The organism is Lysinibacillus sp. NPDC093216 (genome assembly GCF_050280325.1).
Lineage (GTDB): Bacteria > Bacillota > Bacilli > Bacillales_A > Planococcaceae > Lysinibacillus.
The window spans coordinates 49,702-69,579 of sequence record NZ_JBNNVB010000005.1 but is presented as its reverse complement, the minus strand read 5'-3'; the positions used below and the strand labels follow the sequence as shown (position 1 = coordinate 69,579).

18 protein-coding genes are annotated in these 19,878 nt (G+C 36.7%); 6 read left to right on the top strand and 12 right to left on the bottom strand.

The window, feature by feature from the left end:
* Window positions 1–16 precede the first annotated feature (16 nt).
* Window positions 17–1,234 (bottom strand): MFS transporter, encoded by a 1,218-nt coding sequence (locus ACQKOG_RS07970; RefSeq protein WP_402868825.1) that lies wholly within the window; start codon window positions 1,232–1,234, stop codon window positions 17–19.
* 174 nt (window positions 1,235–1,408) lie between these two features.
* On the opposite strand from ACQKOG_RS07970, the gene ACQKOG_RS07965 reads away from it, so the two are divergent.
* On the top strand, window positions 1,409–2,719 hold the full coding sequence (locus tag ACQKOG_RS07965) for a hypothetical protein (RefSeq protein ID WP_370082695.1): 1,311 nt from the start codon (window positions 1,409–1,411) through the stop codon (window positions 2,717–2,719).
* Between the two features lie 626 nt (window positions 2,720–3,345).
* Here the strand turns inward: ACQKOG_RS07965 and ACQKOG_RS07960 are convergent.
* The 7 genes from ACQKOG_RS07960 to ACQKOG_RS07930 all read right to left on the bottom strand — a co-directional run bounded on the left by ACQKOG_RS07960 (window position 3,346) and on the right by ACQKOG_RS07930 (window position 11,796).
* The gene (locus ACQKOG_RS07960) at window positions 3,346–4,695 is read right to left on the bottom strand and encodes a hypothetical protein (protein ID WP_370075835.1); all 1,350 of its coding nucleotides are present in this window, start codon (window positions 4,693–4,695) and stop codon (window positions 3,346–3,348) included.
* 308 nt (window positions 4,696–5,003) lie between these two features.
* Entirely contained in the window at window positions 5,004–7,775 is a 2,772-nt protein-coding gene (gene dinG, locus ACQKOG_RS07955; protein WP_402868822.1) for an ATP-dependent DNA helicase DinG, read from the bottom strand.
* Between the two features lie 127 nt (window positions 7,776–7,902).
* Window positions 7,903–8,286: an aspartate 1-decarboxylase gene (gene panD, locus ACQKOG_RS07950; protein ID WP_370075839.1), complete on the bottom strand. Its 384-nt coding sequence runs from the start codon at window positions 8,284–8,286 to the stop codon at window positions 7,903–7,905.
* 1 nt (window position 8,287) lies between these two features.
* On the bottom strand, window positions 8,288–9,142 hold the full coding sequence (panC, locus tag ACQKOG_RS07945; protein ID WP_370075841.1) for a pantoate--beta-alanine ligase: 855 nt from the start codon (window positions 9,140–9,142) through the stop codon (window positions 8,288–8,290).
* Window positions 9,142–9,978: a 3-methyl-2-oxobutanoate hydroxymethyltransferase gene (panB, locus tag ACQKOG_RS07940; protein ID WP_370075843.1), complete on the bottom strand. Its 837-nt coding sequence runs from the start codon at window positions 9,976–9,978 to the stop codon at window positions 9,142–9,144. The genes panC and panB overlap by 1 nt, the downstream gene beginning before the upstream one ends.
* A gap of 379 nt (window positions 9,979–10,357) precedes the next feature.
* The gene (locus ACQKOG_RS07935; RefSeq protein WP_402868819.1) at window positions 10,358–11,122 is read right to left on the bottom strand and encodes a CPBP family intramembrane glutamic endopeptidase; all 765 of its coding nucleotides are present in this window, start codon (window positions 11,120–11,122) and stop codon (window positions 10,358–10,360) included.
* A gap of 2 nt (window positions 11,123–11,124) precedes the next feature.
* The gene (locus ACQKOG_RS07930; protein WP_370075847.1) at window positions 11,125–11,796 is read right to left on the bottom strand and encodes a TetR/AcrR family transcriptional regulator; all 672 of its coding nucleotides are present in this window, start codon (window positions 11,794–11,796) and stop codon (window positions 11,125–11,127) included.
* A 224-nt stretch (window positions 11,797–12,020) separates the two neighbouring features.
* Here ACQKOG_RS07930 and ACQKOG_RS07925 point away from each other — a divergent pair, with 224 nt between their 5' ends.
* From ACQKOG_RS07925 to ACQKOG_RS07905, 5 genes are all read left to right on the top strand, one after another.
* Complete coding sequence (locus ACQKOG_RS07925; RefSeq protein WP_370075849.1) at window positions 12,021–12,341, top strand: PadR family transcriptional regulator; 321 nt, start codon at window positions 12,021–12,023, stop codon at window positions 12,339–12,341.
* Window positions 12,331–12,963 (top strand): DUF1700 domain-containing protein, encoded by a 633-nt coding sequence (locus ACQKOG_RS07920; RefSeq protein ID WP_427445889.1) that lies wholly within the window; start codon window positions 12,331–12,333, stop codon window positions 12,961–12,963. Before ACQKOG_RS07925 ends, ACQKOG_RS07920 begins: the two co-directional genes overlap by 11 nt.
* Entirely contained in the window at window positions 12,963–13,796 is an 834-nt protein-coding gene (locus ACQKOG_RS07915; protein WP_427445887.1) for a DUF4097 family beta strand repeat-containing protein, read from the top strand. Before ACQKOG_RS07920 ends, ACQKOG_RS07915 begins: the two co-directional genes overlap by 1 nt.
* A gap of 327 nt (window positions 13,797–14,123) precedes the next feature.
* Window positions 14,124–14,651, top strand: coding sequence for an N-acetyltransferase family protein (locus ACQKOG_RS07910; RefSeq protein ID WP_427445885.1), 528 nt, complete (start codon window positions 14,124–14,126; stop codon window positions 14,649–14,651).
* Between the two features lie 518 nt (window positions 14,652–15,169).
* Window positions 15,170–15,616 (top strand): CPBP family intramembrane glutamic endopeptidase, encoded by a 447-nt coding sequence (locus ACQKOG_RS07905; protein WP_370075859.1) that lies wholly within the window; start codon window positions 15,170–15,172, stop codon window positions 15,614–15,616.
* Window positions 15,617–15,737: 121 nt separating this feature from the next.
* Here ACQKOG_RS07905 and ACQKOG_RS07900 read toward each other — a convergent pair whose 3' ends face one another.
* The 4 genes from ACQKOG_RS07900 to mgsA all read right to left on the bottom strand — a co-directional run bounded on the left by ACQKOG_RS07900 (window position 15,738) and on the right by mgsA (window position 19,871).
* On the bottom strand, window positions 15,738–16,721 hold the full coding sequence (locus ACQKOG_RS07900) for a biotin--[acetyl-CoA-carboxylase] ligase (protein ID WP_370075861.1): 984 nt from the start codon (window positions 16,719–16,721) through the stop codon (window positions 15,738–15,740).
* 401 nt (window positions 16,722–17,122) lie between these two features.
* Window positions 17,123–18,301 (bottom strand): CCA tRNA nucleotidyltransferase, encoded by a 1,179-nt coding sequence (locus ACQKOG_RS07895; RefSeq protein ID WP_427445882.1) that lies wholly within the window; start codon window positions 18,299–18,301, stop codon window positions 17,123–17,125.
* Window positions 18,288–19,433 (bottom strand): N-acetyl-alpha-D-glucosaminyl L-malate synthase BshA, encoded by a 1,146-nt coding sequence (gene bshA / locus ACQKOG_RS07890; protein WP_370075865.1) that lies wholly within the window; start codon window positions 19,431–19,433, stop codon window positions 18,288–18,290. The genes ACQKOG_RS07895 and bshA overlap by 14 nt, the downstream gene beginning before the upstream one ends.
* 33 nt (window positions 19,434–19,466) lie before the next feature.
* Window positions 19,467–19,871 carry a methylglyoxal synthase gene (mgsA, locus tag ACQKOG_RS07885; protein ID WP_370075867.1) on the bottom strand — a complete coding sequence of 135 codons (405 nt, stop codon included), beginning with the start codon at window positions 19,869–19,871 and terminating at the stop codon, window positions 19,467–19,469.
* Window positions 19,872–19,878 lie beyond the last annotated feature (7 nt).

The following is a 19,878-nucleotide window of genomic DNA, read 5'->3' as shown; positions in this document are numbered from 1 at the left end:
CCATTTTTTATTTTTATTAAACTGTTTGATTTGTAGTTATTGATGTTTTAGTTCTTAAAGTTGTCGCTGTTAGAATAGGAATTATAACCATAACCATTAAGAACAAGAATGCTGCTGAATAAGATCCATTGAATAGTGAGATGATGTACCCCATTATAGATGGAGATATTGCACCAGCTATCTGACCACCAAAATACATAAACCCTGTTGCCGTTCCAATAACATCATGTGAGAAATATTTAAGTGGTAAAGTTAGTATCGTTGTTGTAGCAAACAAGCAGCCCGCCAATGTTAAAGCTTGAAATGTTACAATCATCGTAATTGAAGATGCATTCGTCATGAAAAATAAACTAATGCCTGCAATAAAAGCACCAAACATAATTAAATATTTCTCTTTACCAACAGCAAATTTATCAATTAGCCAGCCTGTAAGCATTACAGCAATTAATGCTGCTAACGCAGGAATTATTGCTAGCGCTCCCATCGAAACCATATCTAAATTTTTTGCCTTTACCATATAAGTCGGCATCCACGATGTAAGTCCCCAATTGACAATACTGACGCCAAAGTACATCAACATTAACTGCCAGAGCATAGGCATTTTTAATAATTTTTTTAGTGGCACTTTCACTTTAATAGACTTTGCCTCTTCTTTGTATTGAGTGTCTGGCTTTAATAAAAAATAAAGGACAATCGTTAATAGGAATCCTAAAACACCAAAAATAAAGAATAAATTTCGCCAGCCAATAGAAATTATTAAAGTTGCAGCTACAATAGTCGAAATCATACTACCAACAGTAGTAGCAGCTGTAAGCGTTGACTTTGCACGACCTCGTTCTGATTTTGGGAAATTGTCAGCAATTGCTAATGAGCTAGCAGCAGGAAAACTTCCTTCGCCAATCCCAAAGAGTAGCCGAATCGCAATAAGTGATACAAATGACCATGCAAAGCCAGTCAAAATCGTGAAAATAGACCACAATAAAACCGAAATAAGAATCATACGTCTTGCCCCATATTTATCTGATAAATATCCCCCAACTAACTGCATCACTGCATAACTCATGAAAAAGACACTGATAATTAACCCTGCTTGCGTCTCATTTAAACTAAACTCCTCCGCAATTGGAATAATTGCTACATTCATAGATAGCTTATCCAAATAATTCACAATCCAAGTTAAAAATAAAATCCCAAGAATTATGTACTTCTGCTTACTTGTGTTAGATCTTTCCAATAAGAGTCCCCCTTGCGTTTATTTTTGGACATATTAAAGACTGTCTTTAAATGATTATAGAGGATGCTTATGAAAAAAATCAACAAAATTCAAAAAATATGCTTCAATATTGCTATAAGATGCAAATGTCAAATATACTAGAGCTAATAGAAAAATCTAGGAGGAGAATGCAATTTGATTCGAATCGGTGTGATTGTAGCGCATAATTCACTACAAGATGTTTTACCAATTAAAGAACAATTAAAAGAACGCTGCGAATTAACTTTTTTTACATATAAAAAGCTTTCTGAAATTAAACCATTATATTTAGAAAACTATTTATTTTTTGATGCGGTAGTTATGAATGGTCTAGCCCATTTAGTATTGCAAAGCTCAAATGTTATTTATCAAATACCCACCTATTACTACATGGCAAATGAGCGAGATTTTTATAAAAAGCTATTTCATATCAGTAGAAAATATTCTAACTTGGACTTTTCTAAGGTGACATTTGACTTTAGTGGATATACAGATTTAATTAAATTAGAGGAGTTATATTTAAAAAATGAAGAAGCACATATTATCCATTTAGATATTACGGATAATTTTTATGAGGAATTATTAGAAAGACATATCGAATTAAATAGATCTGGAAAGGTAGATCTATCTATTACTGCTTTTAGTAATATATTAGACAAGCTTTCTAAGCAAGGTGTGAACGTAGAGCTTATCACAGCATCTCCAGAAACGATTTTAGAAGTATTTGAAAAAGTTATTTCAGAGGTCCGACATAAACAATTATCAGAAAGTATTATAGCGATTGGTGAGATAACAGGTGATGCTTTGGTTCCTTCTAAAATAGAAAATACAAATGCAGAATTTAATCAAAGCTTGTTGCATACTTCACTATTGGAATATAGTAAAAAAAATCATTTAACGATGATTATACAAAAACAAAGTGTTCATTTTGAAATTTTCACCTCTCAAAAGGAATTACTAATGATGACAAATAATTTTTCACAAGATGCATTAGTAGAGGCTTTATCTGAAAGCTTACCCTTTACTTTTCATATTGGGTGGGGAATTGGTCAAAACATTGATGAAGCTCGGAAAAAGGCACATATCGCCAATCACGAAGCTCATCAACAGGAAAAGCCATCCTTTATTATTACTGAAAGTGGTCAACTAATAAATCCAAATACAGAGGAAAAAGTTGTTTTACAAATGACAGAAGAAACTCCTGAGCTACAACGCTTAAGTGAAAAATTAAATATTTCCCTCCTGTTAATCCAAAAGATTCTATCTGTCATTGAAAAAACAAATACAAATGAATTATCCTCTGCTGATATTGCCTTACATTTAGATATCACCATCAGAAGCTCTAATCGCATACTGAACGAGCTTGAAAGTAAAGGCGTCGCTGAATTAATTTATAAAAAGCATGAAAAACTTCGCGGCAGACCAAAGAAATTTTATAAGATTAACTTTCATCAAGGTGAATCGTAAAAAGATTGTTGTACTTAAATAGCATATCGCCCTCGTAGTCGCGTCCGTGCGTCGAGGGCATTCTTTGTGAGTCCATTTTTTTCAGATTTATAGCCTTTTTATTTTTTGCTCCTCTTGTTGCACTATTCGCTCGGGTTGCCCTACTTATCGCACCACTCAACACTCTATTCGCTCAGGTACTCATACTTTTTACTCAACTCCCAGCTTTCTTTGCCCAAGCACTACTTTTTGGGCTAAATTTCCCTTTCTCTAATCCTCAAAAAATAGAACAGCGACCTGTAAAAATGTTGATTCAATCAATGAATTAACCATTTTAATTTGGCTAGGCATGTTTACAAATATTCCAAATAATTAGACAAGTTATGACGCGGAGGTAGCAACCAAAATTGTGATGAACTATATATCTCAGATAGTACAACGCTAACTTATCTAGTTTCCAAAACAAAAACAATTAACAAAAATAGTCATAGATAATATAATTAATATGAATATTTCTATAAATGGTTTCACTACTTATTTTTTCAAAAAGTCAATTACACCATTCTATCCCCTTAACTAGTTTGTTAAGGGGATTTGTATTTTCTCTTCCCCTTCCTCTTACTTTATTATCTCTGTTTTCTTTAATTTTAATTTATGTTTTTGTGTGCTCGTCTTAATTTCAATGATCCAAACAATAAGAGACTCCCAATTATAGCAATGATTAAAATAGCAGTTGTTATTAAATCGTCAAACATTTGATTTTTATAGTAAAATGTCTTTCCACTGAGCGCTAAGAACACTTCGTTCAGTGGTATATGATTGATAATACTATTTAATAAGATGAAGAAAAAGAAACACATTTGATTGATTATACTTCCTAGTTTAGACCAACTACTACGTAATAGAAGACTGGAATCTTTAAATGAATCAGTTGCATCATAAGCAAGGCGATTTAATCTTACAGCCTGTAGTGATGAAAAGAAACCTATAAGGAAACCACCAATTGAGATTGTCCACGGTATCACAGTTAGTAAAATTCCTAAAACAAAAGCGATATTGATTACGGAAAGTGGATCATATTGTTTAAAATAACTTATGATTTTATTTCCTATAAATAATGAAAATATAATACCTAATCCATATGGCATATAAATATTGTAAATCGCGAAAGTATTACTTTTTTGCGATAATGCAAAAAAAGTACCATACAGTAGATAAAAATTAACTACCATACCTTGGATAAAGGAAAAAAAGTAAATAAACTTCGGTAATCGAAGGTGAATTTTTGATTTTGTAATCATTAAAGTAAGAACCGTCATTGTAATCAGGATACTTACAATTAATAATACGGTAAGAATTTGAAAATTCGTTTCACGGGTAGCTTTTATAACAAAAAGTAATAAAGTGAATAAAATAAATAATATAAATGATGATGCTGAAAAACGAGAAGAATGCAGTATGGCAATCGGGTATTTCGGCATATGTCTTAATGAAATATAGCATATTGAAAGAACAACCCCATAAATTACAAAAGCTAAACTTGGATGATTAGAGTTAGCGGTAAATAAAATTAACGGAACAATTATTATAATAGTTAGTAACGCGAATAAATAATGCTTTGATTTCATTGTAGTTCTAAAAAAGTGCTTTTCATGATATTGAGTTGTTGTGTAGAGTGGCAACAAAATACTCACTGCAATTCCCATAAAAACAGCAGATAGCTCAATCCAAATTGTTGAAAATGGTGCTAAAGATCCACATATTGTTCCGATAATTGCGAGGATAAGAAAACCTAACAATAATTCGCGGGTGTTTACCTTTTTCCTGAATGAGTTAATAAGAAAAGTACCTGTGTTTTGGAAAGCGTAAAAGATAATAAGCGGAAACCAACCATTCAAAATTGTATTGTAAGTATTACCAATAATAGTAAAAAGAAAATAAGGCAAAAATATTATGGTATTCATAATGGCATATGTAAAGTAATTGTATTTAGTCATAAAACCAACCTCTTTTACAGTTTATATTTTCCTACTTTATAGTGTTTATATTAGCATGAACTTTTGAGATAGGTTATACGAGACACCATCAAGCCTGATTTCATTCGTATCAAGTGGTTCACCCTGATCTCGACCCTTCTAGAGGATTGTCTCATTTGTACATTCATAAAAAGCACGCAACTCCTTCTCATTCATATAAGTAAAGAGTAACATCTTTGTATAAGATTTGAGCAGTATTGCATCCGTTCCAAGATGCCAGGCACATACGAAAAAACCCCTTTTAGCAAAACTGCTAAAAGGGGTTCCAACTATTTCTGCCAATTATTAAGTTCCTTTAACAACTCAGGTAGCTGCAATTTCTTAACATCAATCGGTGGTAACGCCTTGATAAATTCCTTACCATACGACTTTGTTGAAATGCGGCGGTCTAAAACGATAAAGGCTCCTTTATCCTTGGATGAACGGATTAAACGACCAAAGCCTTGTTTAAAACGCATGATGGCTTCTGGTAGTGATAGCTCATTGAAGGAGTTGCGACCTTGTGCTGTAATATGCTTTGCGCGCGCCTTAAATACAGGCTCTTCTGGTGAGGAGAACGGCAGACGTACAACGATAACCGACGCAAGTGCGTCACCCGGAACATCTACACCTTCCCAGAAGCTGTTTGTACCAAAAAGAACGGCATGGCTAAATTTTTGGAATGATTTCAGGATTCGCATACGACTACCACCCGTTACACCTTGTGCAAAGAGCATATAGTCATCAAGGAGTTCACTATCTTGAATAAGCTCCACTGTTTTTCGTAGCATGTCCTGAGCGGTAAATAGGACAAAACAACGTCCTTCTGTCATCCGCACTGTACGTGTAATGGCTTGGGCGACCGCTTCAATATATTCATCCTGTGACACATGTTGAATATCGGGCATATCTGTGACAATAAATGCCTTCGCTCCTGCATAATAGGATGGTGGCGCTTGTAGCTTTATTACTTTCACACTATCGGAAATACCGAGTTGACGCGTCACAAAGCGCTCATTGCCTGGTACAGTCAAAGTACCAGAAGTCCATACTATGCTTGCCTGCTTACGAAGTGGTGCAAGTACTTTTTCAATGATCGGCGTGACATTAACAGGCTTTTTAAAGACTTGTAAGCTCCCTGGAACACTCCGTAAATCAAATTCTAACCACACTGAATTATCATCCTGTGACGATAGGAAAATTTCCTCCCATTCAGCGATTTTTACTTTTAATTCACGGATCCAATAATGCCATTCTGATAATATATAGAGCTCATTTTTATCTAATTGCTCAATATTATTTTCAAAAGCCTGTCCTACTTCTGTCGCAAGATCAAGCCACTGCTGTGTGAGCTTACTTACTTGCAAAAGCGGTTCTTTTGCGAGCGATACATCCTCAAAAAATAAAGTGCATTTACTACTAGCTTGTTTCCCTTTTATTTGTTGCTGCATTTTTTGCACGGCTCGCTGAATAGTTTCATCGAATGTCCGTTGCAGGCGTATAAATTGTGCGTCTAGTCGTTGCAAGCTTTGCATAGAAACGCGTTGTTTTTTCTTAGCTGCCTGACTAAATTGCTGGAACAAAGCAGTTTCCTCCATCGTTCCTACTTGACCGAAAATATACTTCCACTGCGTATAGGAGAAGACTACTTCGTCCTGCTGCATGGCAGATTGTATAAATTGATGTGCTTCGTCAATGATCCAACCGTCAATTTGTGTAAAGATCGGTGTTTGACGGACTAAATCACTGAGTACCATAGAATGATTAGTTACAATACAATCCGCAAATTCACTATTTTTTAACGCTTGTTCATAGAAATCAAAGCCCTTCGAAGGTTTTTCATCAGGCATTTTGCGGATTTTCTCTAAAAATAGTTGTCCACCACCAGAAACATTGAGCTCACTTAACACACCTGTTTCTGTTTTAGTCAGCCAAACGAGAATCTGCAAAATCGTAAATGTATCATCATAAGTTTCATCAGCATAAGCCATACATTGCTCAAAGCGTGCAACGTCAATATAATGCTGCATGCCTTTAAGAACAGCAATATTTACTTTAGTGCCAAGGATTTTTTCAATCTTCGGTAGCTCTTCTTCAACAAGCTGCTCCTGCAAGTGTGACGTATATGTGCTAATCGCAATTTTTTTATCGACTGCTCGAGCATATAAAATCGCGGGAAGTAGATACCCCGCTGTTTTACCAATGCCTGTTGATGCCTCTATAACGCATTCCCTTTTGTCATTGAGCGCCTGCCAAATAGTATCCATCATTTCGAATTGTGCCGGTCGTTGCTCAAAATTTGGCATCACCTTTGTCATTAATGATGTTTTGTCAGCTGCTGTTTGTGGATATGATACAATTCCCGCATTATTTGGATGCTTTTTTCGTCCATCACAAATAGCCAAATTGCGATAGTAGGAGACATTCTCATTAGCCGTTACATGCTGTCTTTTAATTTGAAGAGCTTCAAAGAAAAGTTGGGATAAATTTGATTTCAATCTGAATGAACGTTTATGCATTTGTTCAAGAGTTAGCTGAGGGAGACAGAGTAGCTCCTTCCAGCAATGTTTAAAGAGTTCAGCAGTTGCTCGTGCATCGTCATCTGCCCGGTGTGCATTTGTTAGCTCTATATTTAAATCTGCCGCTAAATCACCTAGCTTAAAGCTCAGTGACATTGGGAACAATATTTTGGCAAGCTCAACTGTATCCATCTTTTTACCCTGCCATTTTGGTAAACCTGCACGCTTAAACTCTGCTTGTAAAAAGGATAAGTCAAAATCCGCATTATGCGCGACAAATACACAATCAGCAAGCAGTTCATATATGTAGTCGGCATGTGCCTCAAACGGCAAGGCATCCTTTACATCCTCATCCGTAATATGCGTTAAATCCTGAATGAACGTTGGGATAGCTTTACCTGGATAAATAAACTTCGTAAAGGTCTGCTCAATTTTCCAATCTTTCATAATAACAATTGCTATTTGAATCATTCGGTCCCCATTTGCTGGTGAATGACCAGTCGTCTCTAAATCAACAATTGCATATTTTTGACTTTCCATCATACATCTCAACTCACAGTTCACATTAGATAGATGAATTTTATCACATATTTGGCTCTACGGCATCCCTTCGCCTTTTAGTTTGGACACAAAAAAGAAGCATGTACAACTTGTACACGCTTCCTCTCTATTACATCACCGTTGCTTCTGGCTCATAGGTAATCATTTCTTTAATTGTATTGCCTTCGCCCATAATAGCTACTGTTGGCTTATGATCTTTTGCCTCTTCGTTATCTACGTACACATAAGAAATTATAATCACAATATCTCCACGTTGTACTAGGCGTGCTGCTGCACCGTTCACACAAATAACGCCTGATCCACGTTCCCCTGCAATAATATATGTTTCAAAGCGTGCGCCATTGTTGTTATTAACGATATGCACTTTTTCGTTTGGAAGCATCCCTACTGCATCTAAAATATCCTCATCAATCGTAATAGATCCAACATAGTTTAAATCTGCTTGTGTCACTGTAGCACGGTGGATTTTACTGTTCATCATCATTCGTAACATATTACAATCCTTCTTTCACATTAAAGATACAATTATCAATTAAACGAGTTTTACCAATATAAACGGCTACAGCTAAAAGCACTTGCTCCGTCTCAGCAGTTGCAGGTATTAAATCTGGATACGCTAATAGTTCAATATAGTCGATGTGGCCGTGTGTACGTGCTGCAATGTGTTCCTTTGCTTTAGCAAGCGCATTCGCAACATCACCATTCGCTAAAAAACTATCACGAGCAAGCTGGAGCGATTCATTAATTGCCGGTGCCTCAAGACGATCCACTTCACTTAAATAAACATTACGAGAGGATTTCGCTAAACCGTCCTCCTCCCGCACAATAGGTACTACTCGCATTTCCAAAGGGAAATTAAAATCGCGTACCATCGTAGCAATAATAGCAACCTGCTGCGCATCTTTTTGTCCAAAATAAGCTCGTGTCGGCTGTGCTAGGTGAAATAATTTTGATACGACCTGTAAAACGCCATCAAAATGTCCTGGACGGCTCGCCCCACAAAGAATGGTTGCCTGTTCACCCGCATGAATACGAATACCACCATCATGCGGATACATTTCTTCAACGCTCGGTGCGAAAATAATATCTACACCGACAGACTCTGCTAAAGCAGTATCCCGTGGCAAATCACGTGGATAGCTTTCAAAGTCTTCGGCTGGCCCAAATTGTGTTGGGTTAACAAAGATACTCATAACGACTAAATCATTTTCGGCATGAGCTGTTTTCGCTAGTGTTAAATGACCCTCATGTAAATAACCCATTGTTGGAACGAGTCCAATTGTTTTTTGAGCTTGCTTAGCTGCTTGAATTTCTACGGCTAATGCTTGGATTGTAGTGACGACTTTCATTACTTTACGCCCCCATATAGCTGATCCAATGCTTCCTCTTTCATTGTGAAGGAATGCTTCGGCGCAGGGAATGTACCTGTCTTTACCGCTTCTACGTAACTAGCAATTCCACTGCTTGCTTCTTGACCCATATTAGCAAACTGTTCCACAAATTTTGGTACATGATGTGAACCGTAGCTTAACATGTCATGATAAACCAACACTTGCCCATCAGCCTCAACACCAGCTCCAATACCGATCGTTGGAATAATAAGATTAGCAGATACCATCTCTGTTAGCTGATGCGGAATACATTCTAAGACGACTGCACATGCTCCAGCCTCTTGACATTTTTTTGCATCTTCAATGAGTTTCGTTGCCTGTTCAGCTGTTTTCCCCTGAACTTTGTAACCACCAAGCACTCCTGCTGATTGAGGTAGTAAACCTAAATGAGCTACCACCGGAATGCCAGCTGACGTTAATTTACGAATTGCTGGTAGAACATCGTCTGCACCCTCTAACTTTAGTGCATCTGCTCCTGTTTCTTGCATCATGGATACTGCCGTTTTTAACGTCTCATGTACATCACCATGGTATGAACCAAATGGCATATCCACAACAACAAACGTATCCTTTGCCCCTCGGCGCACTGCTTTTGCGTGGTGAACCATATCGGCTACTGTTACTGGCATTGTAGAATCATAGCCTAGTACGACCATACCTAGTGAATCTCCCACTAGAATCATGTCGACGCCTGCTTCCTCGGCAAATTTTGCAGCAGGATAATCATATGCAGTAAGCATAACGATTTTCTCACCTGCTGCCTTCATCTTTAAAAAATCTGAAGTTGTTTTCATCATGTAGTCCTCCTTTTTTAAGGAAAGAAAACAGAAAAACCCCTCTGTTCCTAAAATGGACAGAAGGGTAGTGTTTCGTTCGTCATCAAAAATCACCTCTCGTTGTTGTGTAGAGGCCATAACTTAATAAAGGGATACGGAAACAAATCTCTTTGAGAGAATTGCCCATTCCAATGAATCAAGTTATATTTTTGAACGCTTGTTTTCTTCCGTCCCTGTCATTAAAAGATCAAGGCAGATATTTATTGTAAATAGTTCTTACGTTTTTGAAGGTGCCGTTCACAAAAGGATACTGCCCTTCGCAAATACTATAACAGATTCCCCTAGTAATCTTCAAATATTATTTTCTAATAATTACGATCAATAAATATTACTAAATTCAAACCATTCGTTTCTGAAAGTTTGATTTTCGATAAACTTCATACACTGTAAATAGAAACAGGGCAAATAAAAATGTGAATAAACCAGATGTTACATTTGTAACTGGTACAAAGACGACATCCCAAAATGAATTAATTAAAGCGTGGAAAATAATACAGAGAAAAATACTTTTAGTGGAGAGGTAAATGATTGTCAATAAAAAGGATAGTGCTAAAGCTGTTAGAGAAAACCATAGGAAGTTCATGTTCATTTGGTTTGATCCAATGACGAACCATAATGGCAAATGCCAAACTGCCCAAATAACGCCCACAATAATTGTACTTGTGAAAGGAGACCATCTTTTTTGTAATGTAGGCTGTAAAAAACCACGCCAGCCAATTTCTTCTAGTCCTCCACCAATAATCATGATTGGCAATTCAAGTAACGCCAGATACATTGGATTCTCCATAGTCGCTCCACCCCATAGAGTTGGTAAAAAACACGCCGCAAATGCGAATCCGATTGCAAATAGGTACCATGAAACAGGAAGCTTAGGATTTTTCACATTATGGATAAATGATTTGAACTCTTCTTTAGTCGAATATTTCTTTTTCAACCAAATCTCACAAATTGCAGGAGTAATGCCGCCGAGAATAAATAATATCATTGATATTGCATTGCCAAACTCCAGTAAATTTAGCTGTGTTAACAAAGCTAAACTGCCCCATATTATCCAAGACGTAGCAAAGGTATAAAATAGAAATCTTCTTATCTCTACTCCCAACTTTAATCCTCTCCTTCTTTCGTACCCAATAGTAATAATACGGATTTGCAAAGTGTATTCATCAATCGAATCTCATCAAACTGCACTTGATCATTTGAGAACATTCCGTAACATTTTTGCAAGACAACGTCTCTCACAATGCCACCAATGGATGTCATCATAAAAGTAGATAAATCCTCTATCGATATCTCAAGCTGAAAACATCCTGAAGAAATACCCTTATGGATTGAATGAAAAATTTGTTGCATCAAATATTGCCCACTTTCATTTTCCACAATGTTCGATAAAATTTTCTTTTCTCTTTCTGGATTGTTAGCAAATAAAATCGTAAGCTCAAATTGAATTTTGCCAACTGTTGATACGTTTTCCTTCATGTACTCTCCAAGAAAACTAAATAATTTAATGATTGTTTTTGAGGGAGAGTTACTCGCACCCGTAATTCCATCGATAATATGTTTATAGTCTGCGTTAGCATTTACTTGATTAATAACATCAACAAGTATTTCATCCAAGTCTGAATAATAACGATAAATCCCACCTTGACTTACTCCTGACGCTTTAATAATATCCCTCATCGTAATGTCATAGAGCGGCTTCACTTTACATACTGCTATGGCTGCTTCTAAAATGCTGTTTTTCTTTTCCTGTACATATTCATGGCTTACCTTTGGCATTATCTTTACCTCCAAACATTTAAAATGACACCATTGTCATTTTATCGTAATTCATATACCTTTTATTGTCAATTTAAAAATGACACTACTATCATTTTTAATTTCCGTTTGAACTTTTTTAATAAAGTTTGACAATTCAATGTGATATGTAATATACTTCCACCATACTATACGACGTATAATATAAAATCTTGTATAGGTAATACATTGTGAGGTGAGAGAAGATGACATTTCAACTTGGCTCAGCTTTACTTGACGCTTGTGTACTCGCCATCGTCGATAAAGAGGATGCTTATGGTTACTCATTAACACAGCAAATACAATCCGTGATGGATATATCAGAATCTACGCTGTACCCAGTATTACGTCGTTTACAAAAAGCAAATTGCTTAACAACCTACGATCAGCCCTACCAAGGCAGAAATAGACGCTATTACCAAATTACTGATCAAGGTCGAATCCGATTACTGGAACTATTAAAAGAATGGCAACAGTATAAAGAAATGGTTGATTGTGTACTTATAGGAGGGAAATATGATGAATAGAGCAAGCTATTTGAAAAAGCTACGGGGGAAATTACAACGTCTTCCAGCGCATGAGATTGATGCTGCGCTTGCCTATTATGAGGAATATTTCGATGAAGCAGGAGAGGAAAACGAACAGCGGGTCATTCAACAACTAGGCTCCCCTTCTCATGTTGCATCACAAATAATGGCGGACTATGCATTAAAGGATTTAGAAGCAACTTCAAATTCAAATTCAACTTCAACTTCGACTTCGACTTCGACTAAGAAGAATATGTCTGCGATTTGGCTTATCATTCTAGCAATAATATCTGCCCCACTTTCTTTACCGCTACTTGTAGTTGCTATAGCACTTATTTTCTCATTTGGAGCAGTTATATTCAGCGTTATCATCGCAATTATCGCAACTGTACTTGGTATCTTTTTCGGTGGAATCGCTGCACTTATTTCAGGCTTCTTCATTTTAACTCAGGACTGGCCAACAGCATTACTCTTTATGGGTGTTGGCTTTATCGTAACAGGTTTGGGCATCCTACTTTTCCCAATCGTTACACGTTTGATCAAAACAATCGTTGTTGTTTGTGTTGAAGCATTAGGTAAACTATTCCATAAAATAACGAAGAAGCGGAAGGAGGGATACTAATGACGTCCCGACATACCCATATTGCCATTACTATGATCGCTTTAGGCGTACTGTTAGCTCTAGTTGGTTTTTTCTCCGGTGGGAAATGGAGTTTTGTCATAAATGATGAAGGTATCCAACTGCCTGAGAACAATAAACTAGTAAACAATTCCTATAAACTAGATGATTTCACTAATCTCAATATTATCAATCACTATGGAGATGTTGAAATTATTACTAGTGATCGTTATGCACTAGAAACAAATGTTATTAAAGATGATGATGTGACGTACAGTATTAAAGATAAGACATTAACTGTTGAAACAAAGAGTAAGAAGAAGAATGGTTTCGAATTCGGATTTTTCAGCTTCAGTACTCCTTCCATCAAAATCTATGTTCCTTCAGATGTAAAATTGAAAACCGTTGTCCTTGATAGTAATTTTGGAGATATAACCATTCGTGGTCTAAATTATCAAGAGTTAAATCTTATTGAAGATTTTGGAGACATACTATTGAAAGACACTACTGGTGATAAAACAGAAATTACACAATCATTTGGTGATATGAAGCTACAACAATTTTCAAGTAATGGCTTCGTTGCTGAAAGTGAACATGGTGATATTAACATAGATGGAACATTAAATGGTCAATCCACTATTACATCTGACTTCGGAGATACTACACTTCATTTACAAAATAAAAAAAGTGAACTTGGCTATGAATTAGAAACTGACTTCGGGGATCTTACAGTTGATAAGAAAGATCAAAACAGCAAGGTAACGCAATCTTATAACGGTGATAACCAGTTAAAAGTAACACTTTCTTACGGTGACTTACAATTAATGTTAAAGTAAAGGGCTTTGGCAAAACGAGGAGTTGATTTCCGTTCCGGCTAGGCGCTTTGTCGCTGACGCTTCGCTTTCGCACAGAAAACATTTGTCGCTGACGCTTCGCTTTCGCACAGAAAACATTTGTCGCTGACGCTTCGCTTTCGCACAGAGCAAAGCTTCCTGGGGCGTACGATGAGCCGCTTCTCTTTCGCTCCAAGAGCAGATAAATGATAATGATTAGAAATTTTCATCAGAGCAATCGATTCTTGTAAGTGAAGGCAATAACCGAGGTGAATCAGGTCAGTTACGCCGTCATCTTGGAGATAAAATTCGATTTATGAGGTGATCATTATGAAAATTAGAAAAGCAAACATTAAAGATGCTCAAGGTATCGGAAAAGTACATGTTGACAGTTGGCGAACGACTTATAAAGGCATTCTTCCAGATGATTTTTTGAATAACTTATCTTACGAGCAGCGAACAGAGTTATGGAAGAGGAATATTTCAGATGCTACGAATTATGTACTGGTAGCGGAAAATGAACAAGGTGAAATAATTGGCTTTGCAACTGGTGGCACACGAAAAACTAATTCAGTACCCAATGCAACTGATTTAACATCTATCTATCTTTTAGAAGAATATCAAGGAATGGGAATCGGGAAGCAACTACTCAAAGAAGTATTCGCCTATTTTAAACAAAAAGGATACGAAAAAGTATTTGTTGAAGTATTAGCAGAAAATAAAACACGTGATTTCTATGAATATTATGGTGCACAATATGTCAATAACTTAGAAATTAAAATTGGTGGAAAAATAGTAGAAGAGCTTATTTATGTATGGAATGATATTGATGGGGTTACAAATGGGGCTTTGAAATAAAGTCGTACCGTTTATGAAAATTGTACCATTTTAAGTAAATTAATACTGTTTATAAAAAAGTTGCACCGTTTAACTCCTTTGGATGTACTTTGTCTAAAGGAGATTTTCATGAAATAACGACCTCTCATAAAATTGACATTTTGCGAAAAATATAAACTCATATACAGAAATGGGAGAGGAATCATTAATGAAAAAGTTAATAAGTACAATTTTAAAAACAGTTATCTTTTTTATTGGATGGGCAATTTTAATTTCTTTTACGCCTGATATACAAACAAATAATCAGGCAGGTGGGAATTCGTACCACTTGCTTTAGTAGTTTTATTATCTATTATTTTTGTTTCAGTAATAGAAAAGGGTAAAATTAAGATCCCCATAGCTTCAAGATTCTTTAAAAATTCTCTAATAGGTGTTGTAATGGGTATCTTATGGTTGGGTAGCTTGGTAGCTGTCCTTTTACTTACAAAGACATTAAATATACATGGCAAAACAATATTGATTACATATGGATTTGGATTTTGGCATCATTATTGAATGTTGTAATGCAAGAATTGTTGATGAGAGGTTATCCATATCAATTATGGAAGCATAAATATAATGTAATTGTGGCAACCTTTTTAACTACTCTTTTATTTTCTGCGATGCACGGTGGAGCATTTGAAGCAGGTATTATCCCAGTGCTCAATGTTATTTCAATGAGTATACTTGTAACATTACTATTAGAATACACAGGCACAATTGTAGCACCTATAATTGCTCATTTCACTTGGAATACAATTGGAGCGATTATATTTGGCGGTGTTTCTTTGGCAAGTGATTATCCAAATCTCTTAAACAGTACGTTTCAAGGAAATCCATTACTATCAGGTGGCATCTATAAAATTGAAGGCAGTATTATTGTCTTAATTGTTAATTTAATTCTAATTACATACTTGTTCATATTAAATAAAAGAATGTCTAGCTAAAAATTAAATCATCAAATATATAAAAGAACGTATATTCTCTGATTGAAAATATACGTTCTTGTTTAATTAAAAACAGATAAGCAAGTACTCACGAGTATGCTAGTACTCTATGCTCTATGCTCTACAAAATTTTTATATCTCCAGAATAAATTGTTCGGACAGTGCCATCATCCTCTGTTAGCTGTAGTACACCTTCGTCCGTTATTCCACTGGCAATGCCTTCAAAGCGCCCGCGTAAAGTCGTTACTTCAATACGTTGTCCAATAGTACATGACATTTGTTCCCATAGCTTTTTAATGCTAGCAAAGCCCTCCTTCACGTATAAATCCGTGAATTGTTCTAAATATTGAAGAATAGATGCAACGAGGGCTGCACGATTAATTTCCTCACCCGCTTCTAAACGTAAAGATGTAGCTATATCAGCAATTTCTGGGGAGAAATCTGATTCGACTTGGTTTGCATTAATACCTATGCCTACTAGCAGTGCTTGTACACGGTCTGCCTCAGCCTGCATTTCTGTTAATATACCTGTACACTTTTTACCGTTAATGAGCAAATCATTTGGCCATTTAATGGCTGGTTCAATTTGTTTATATAATGTTTTAATAGCCATCGTAACCGCAACTGCTACGACAAGCGTATACGATGAAGCTTGCTGAGGCGTAACATCCGGTCTCACAATAACGGTCATCCAAATACCTGTACCTTTTGCAGATTCCCATGGACGCGCCATACGACCACGACCAGCAGTTTGCTCCTCCCCGATTATAATCGTGCCATGAGGAGCGCCTTCCTGTGCAAGCTTATGTGCGATGGTTTGTGTTGAATCTACAACATCAAAATAATGAATTTCACGTCCAAAACGCTCCGTATTTAAAAATAGTTCAATTTGTGTTGGACTTAAGCTATTTGGCACACCAGTCAGTACATAGCCCTTTTTCTTTACCGTTTCAAATGTATAGCCTTCCTCCTGTAACGATTGCATATGTTTCCATATAGCTGTACGTGATACTCCAAGGGAATCTGCTAGTTCCTGACCCGAAACCGCTTCACCATTAGCAGCTAATATTCTTTTTAAAATTTCATCCTTCATAGAAATACTCATGCTATCAATCCTTTATTAAACTCTGCTATATTTTTATGCTTACATAATTTTGATTCAATTGTATTAATCATACTGTAAATTATGACAATTGACCACAATCTATCATCAAATATCTTTTAGCTACTAGTTATTCATTATTTTTAACTCTCTTGGAATCACCGTCATAACAAATGGTTGATTTCCGTTCCGACTAAGCGCTTTCCTGGGACGTCTAAGCCGCTAATCCCTAAGGAGCTGCCCAGCCTCCACTACAATCGACTTATACTCATGGTAAGCATTTTAACAAATGCAACTTTTGGTGATAAGCTAAAAATATGATAGCACCAAAAATGGAGCCAAATTAATAAGGAGCCGTCTCATTCATTTTTTGAGACGGCTCCTCTTTTAAAAATCGATGTTGATTATTCTTTTTTGAAATAATCGTGTTCTATCCAATTCTTTATCTGTTGTCGGTCATTTTGAAGTTCGCCATTCACAACTGCTTCAAGCATTGCCTGCAACGCTTCTTTTACCCATGGTCCACCTTTTTTTCCGGACCATTTTAACAAATCTGTACCTTTTACAATAAGCTCCTGTTTATGTCTAATAGGAAGCTTTGTCTGTATTTCAAGTATACTTTGTTGTGGCATTTGAACATCAAGCTGTCTCAACTCCGCAAAATAACAAGCTGCCTCAAGTTCCTGTTGAGCATATACAAAGTAATCCATTTTCGTCCAGCCATTTTTTAAAGCTTTTAAAGCTTCTAAAACAGCTTTTACAAATGCCATCTCCTTATTCGATAAACGATAGTCACCCAGCACTTCTCGCCAATGATCACCCTGTAAAGCCGCAAAATATGCCCAGCCTAATAGCTTGTCCTGCGTGTTAAATTCAGACCAGTCATCAGTTTGAAAAGTACCATTCAAATAATTCACTAGGCTACTTTCCTCAAGCTTTTTTATACCGTTAAAAACATCTTTCCCTACCCATAGTTTATCGAGCTCCGCCTTTATACGCTCTTTCGCAATCCAAGAAATATTATCGGCCTTGTCCTGCATTGCTTTCATGGTTTCTGATTCAATTAAAAAACCGAGCTGAGCTGAAAAACGTACGGCCCGTAGCATTCGTAATGCATCTTCCGAAAAACGTTTCTGTGCATCACCAACAGCTCGAATTACACCAGCCTCAATATCTTGGCGTCCTCCGTAAAAATCAACAAAAGAACCATCACGACGCATCGCAATGGCATTCATCGTAAAGTCTCTGCGCTGTAAATCTTCTTTTAACGAACGTACAAATTGCACTTCCTCGGGTCTACGGTGATCCGTATATTCACCATCTGTACGATATGTCGTTACCTCCACCGATCCAACTGGGTCGATAACAAGTACCGTCCCATGCTGAATCCCTATATCAACCGTGCGATTAAAGACAAACTTTACTTCGTCTGGCATCGCATTTGTCGCAACATCTACATCGTGGGCAGTACGACCGAGTATAGCATCTCGTACCGCACCACCAACGATCACTGCTTCAAAGCCTGCGTTTTCTAGTTGTTCAATAACTGAATAGGCTGCTTGCCATTCTTTATTGTTTTGCATGATTTCTTTCAGCAACCTTTTCATACAAATTTTCATATTGTTCTACAATTTTAGATGAATGGAATTTTTCATCAACAGCACGGATAGCTGCTTCTCGGAAATGTTGTAATTTCTCTTCATCCTTCAATAGGTTCACTGCATACTCTGCCACTGCGTCCGTATCACCTAATTCTACTATATAGCCATCTACACCATGCTCAATGACTTCTGGAATACCGCCTACAGCTGATCCAATACAAGGTACACCACAAGCCATTGCTTCAAGTAAGACTAACCCGAATGATTCCTGCTGTGATAGTAATAATTTAAGGTCACTGATCGCATATAATTCAGCCAAATTTTCTTGTTTGCCTAAAAATAGAACGTCCTCCATATAAGAACTTTCCTTTACTTGATCCATTACACGATGCTTTTCTGGGCCATCTCCTACTAGCAACAGCTTTGCCTTCATGTTGGCACGAATCTTCATAAAAGCGTCTATAATATGGGGAAGATTCTTAATTTTACGGAAGTTAGATACGTGAATAATCACTTTTTCATCCTCTTGAATTCCAAATTGTTCCTTCAGGGTTCCTGAATTGCGCGGGAAGTATTCACGTTCATCAACAAAGTTGTAAATCGTATTAATTGGCTTTACTGTATCAATAAGCTCATAGGTTTGTTGCTTTAAGGCCTCTGACACTGTCGTAACAATATCAGATTTGTTAATGCCATACTTAATTGCCTGTGAAAGGGTGGAATCCTGCCCAAGCACTGAAATATCTGTACCATGTAGCGTTGTGACAATCCCTATGTCACGACCACTCATTTCACGTGCTAAGACAGCACAGACCGCATGTGGTATTGCATAATGCACATGAAGCACATCTAGTTCTTCATCCTTAATCACGTCCGCCATTTTACTCGCTAATGCTATATCATATGGCGAATATTGAAATACTGAATAATTATTAACTTCTACTTCATGGAAAAAGACGGTTGGATAAATTTTATTCAATCGAAATGGTACGCTTGAGGTGATGAAATGAATCTCGTGTCCTCTCTCTGCAAGCATTTTTCCTAATTCTGTTGCAATAACACCAGAGCCTCCAACAGTTGGATAACAGGTAATGCCAATTTTTAGCTTTTTCATTCGATTATCATCCTTTCTAAATCACGTCTTTTTTTAATTTCGTCTTTCTTGAATCAGTCTCCAATCCACAAAGCCTTCTTGTAGGCCTTTTAGTAATATTTCTGCAGTTCCCATATTTGTGGCCAGTGGCACTTGGTAAACATCACAAAGACGAATAAGTGCAGAAACATCTGGCTCATGTGGTTGTGCTGTTAAAGGATCACGGAAAAAAATGACCATGTCCATATCATTATTGGCAATCATTGCGCCAATTTGTTGATCGCCACCGAGTGGTCCAGAACGGAAACGTGTTACTTCTAAGCCTGTAGCTTCCATAACACGCTGTCCTGTTGTACCTGTAGCAAACAACGTATGCTCATTTAAAATATTTCGGTAAGCTATAGCAAACTGTACTAAATTATCTTTTTTACGATCATGTGCAATTAATGCGATTTTCATAATGCTT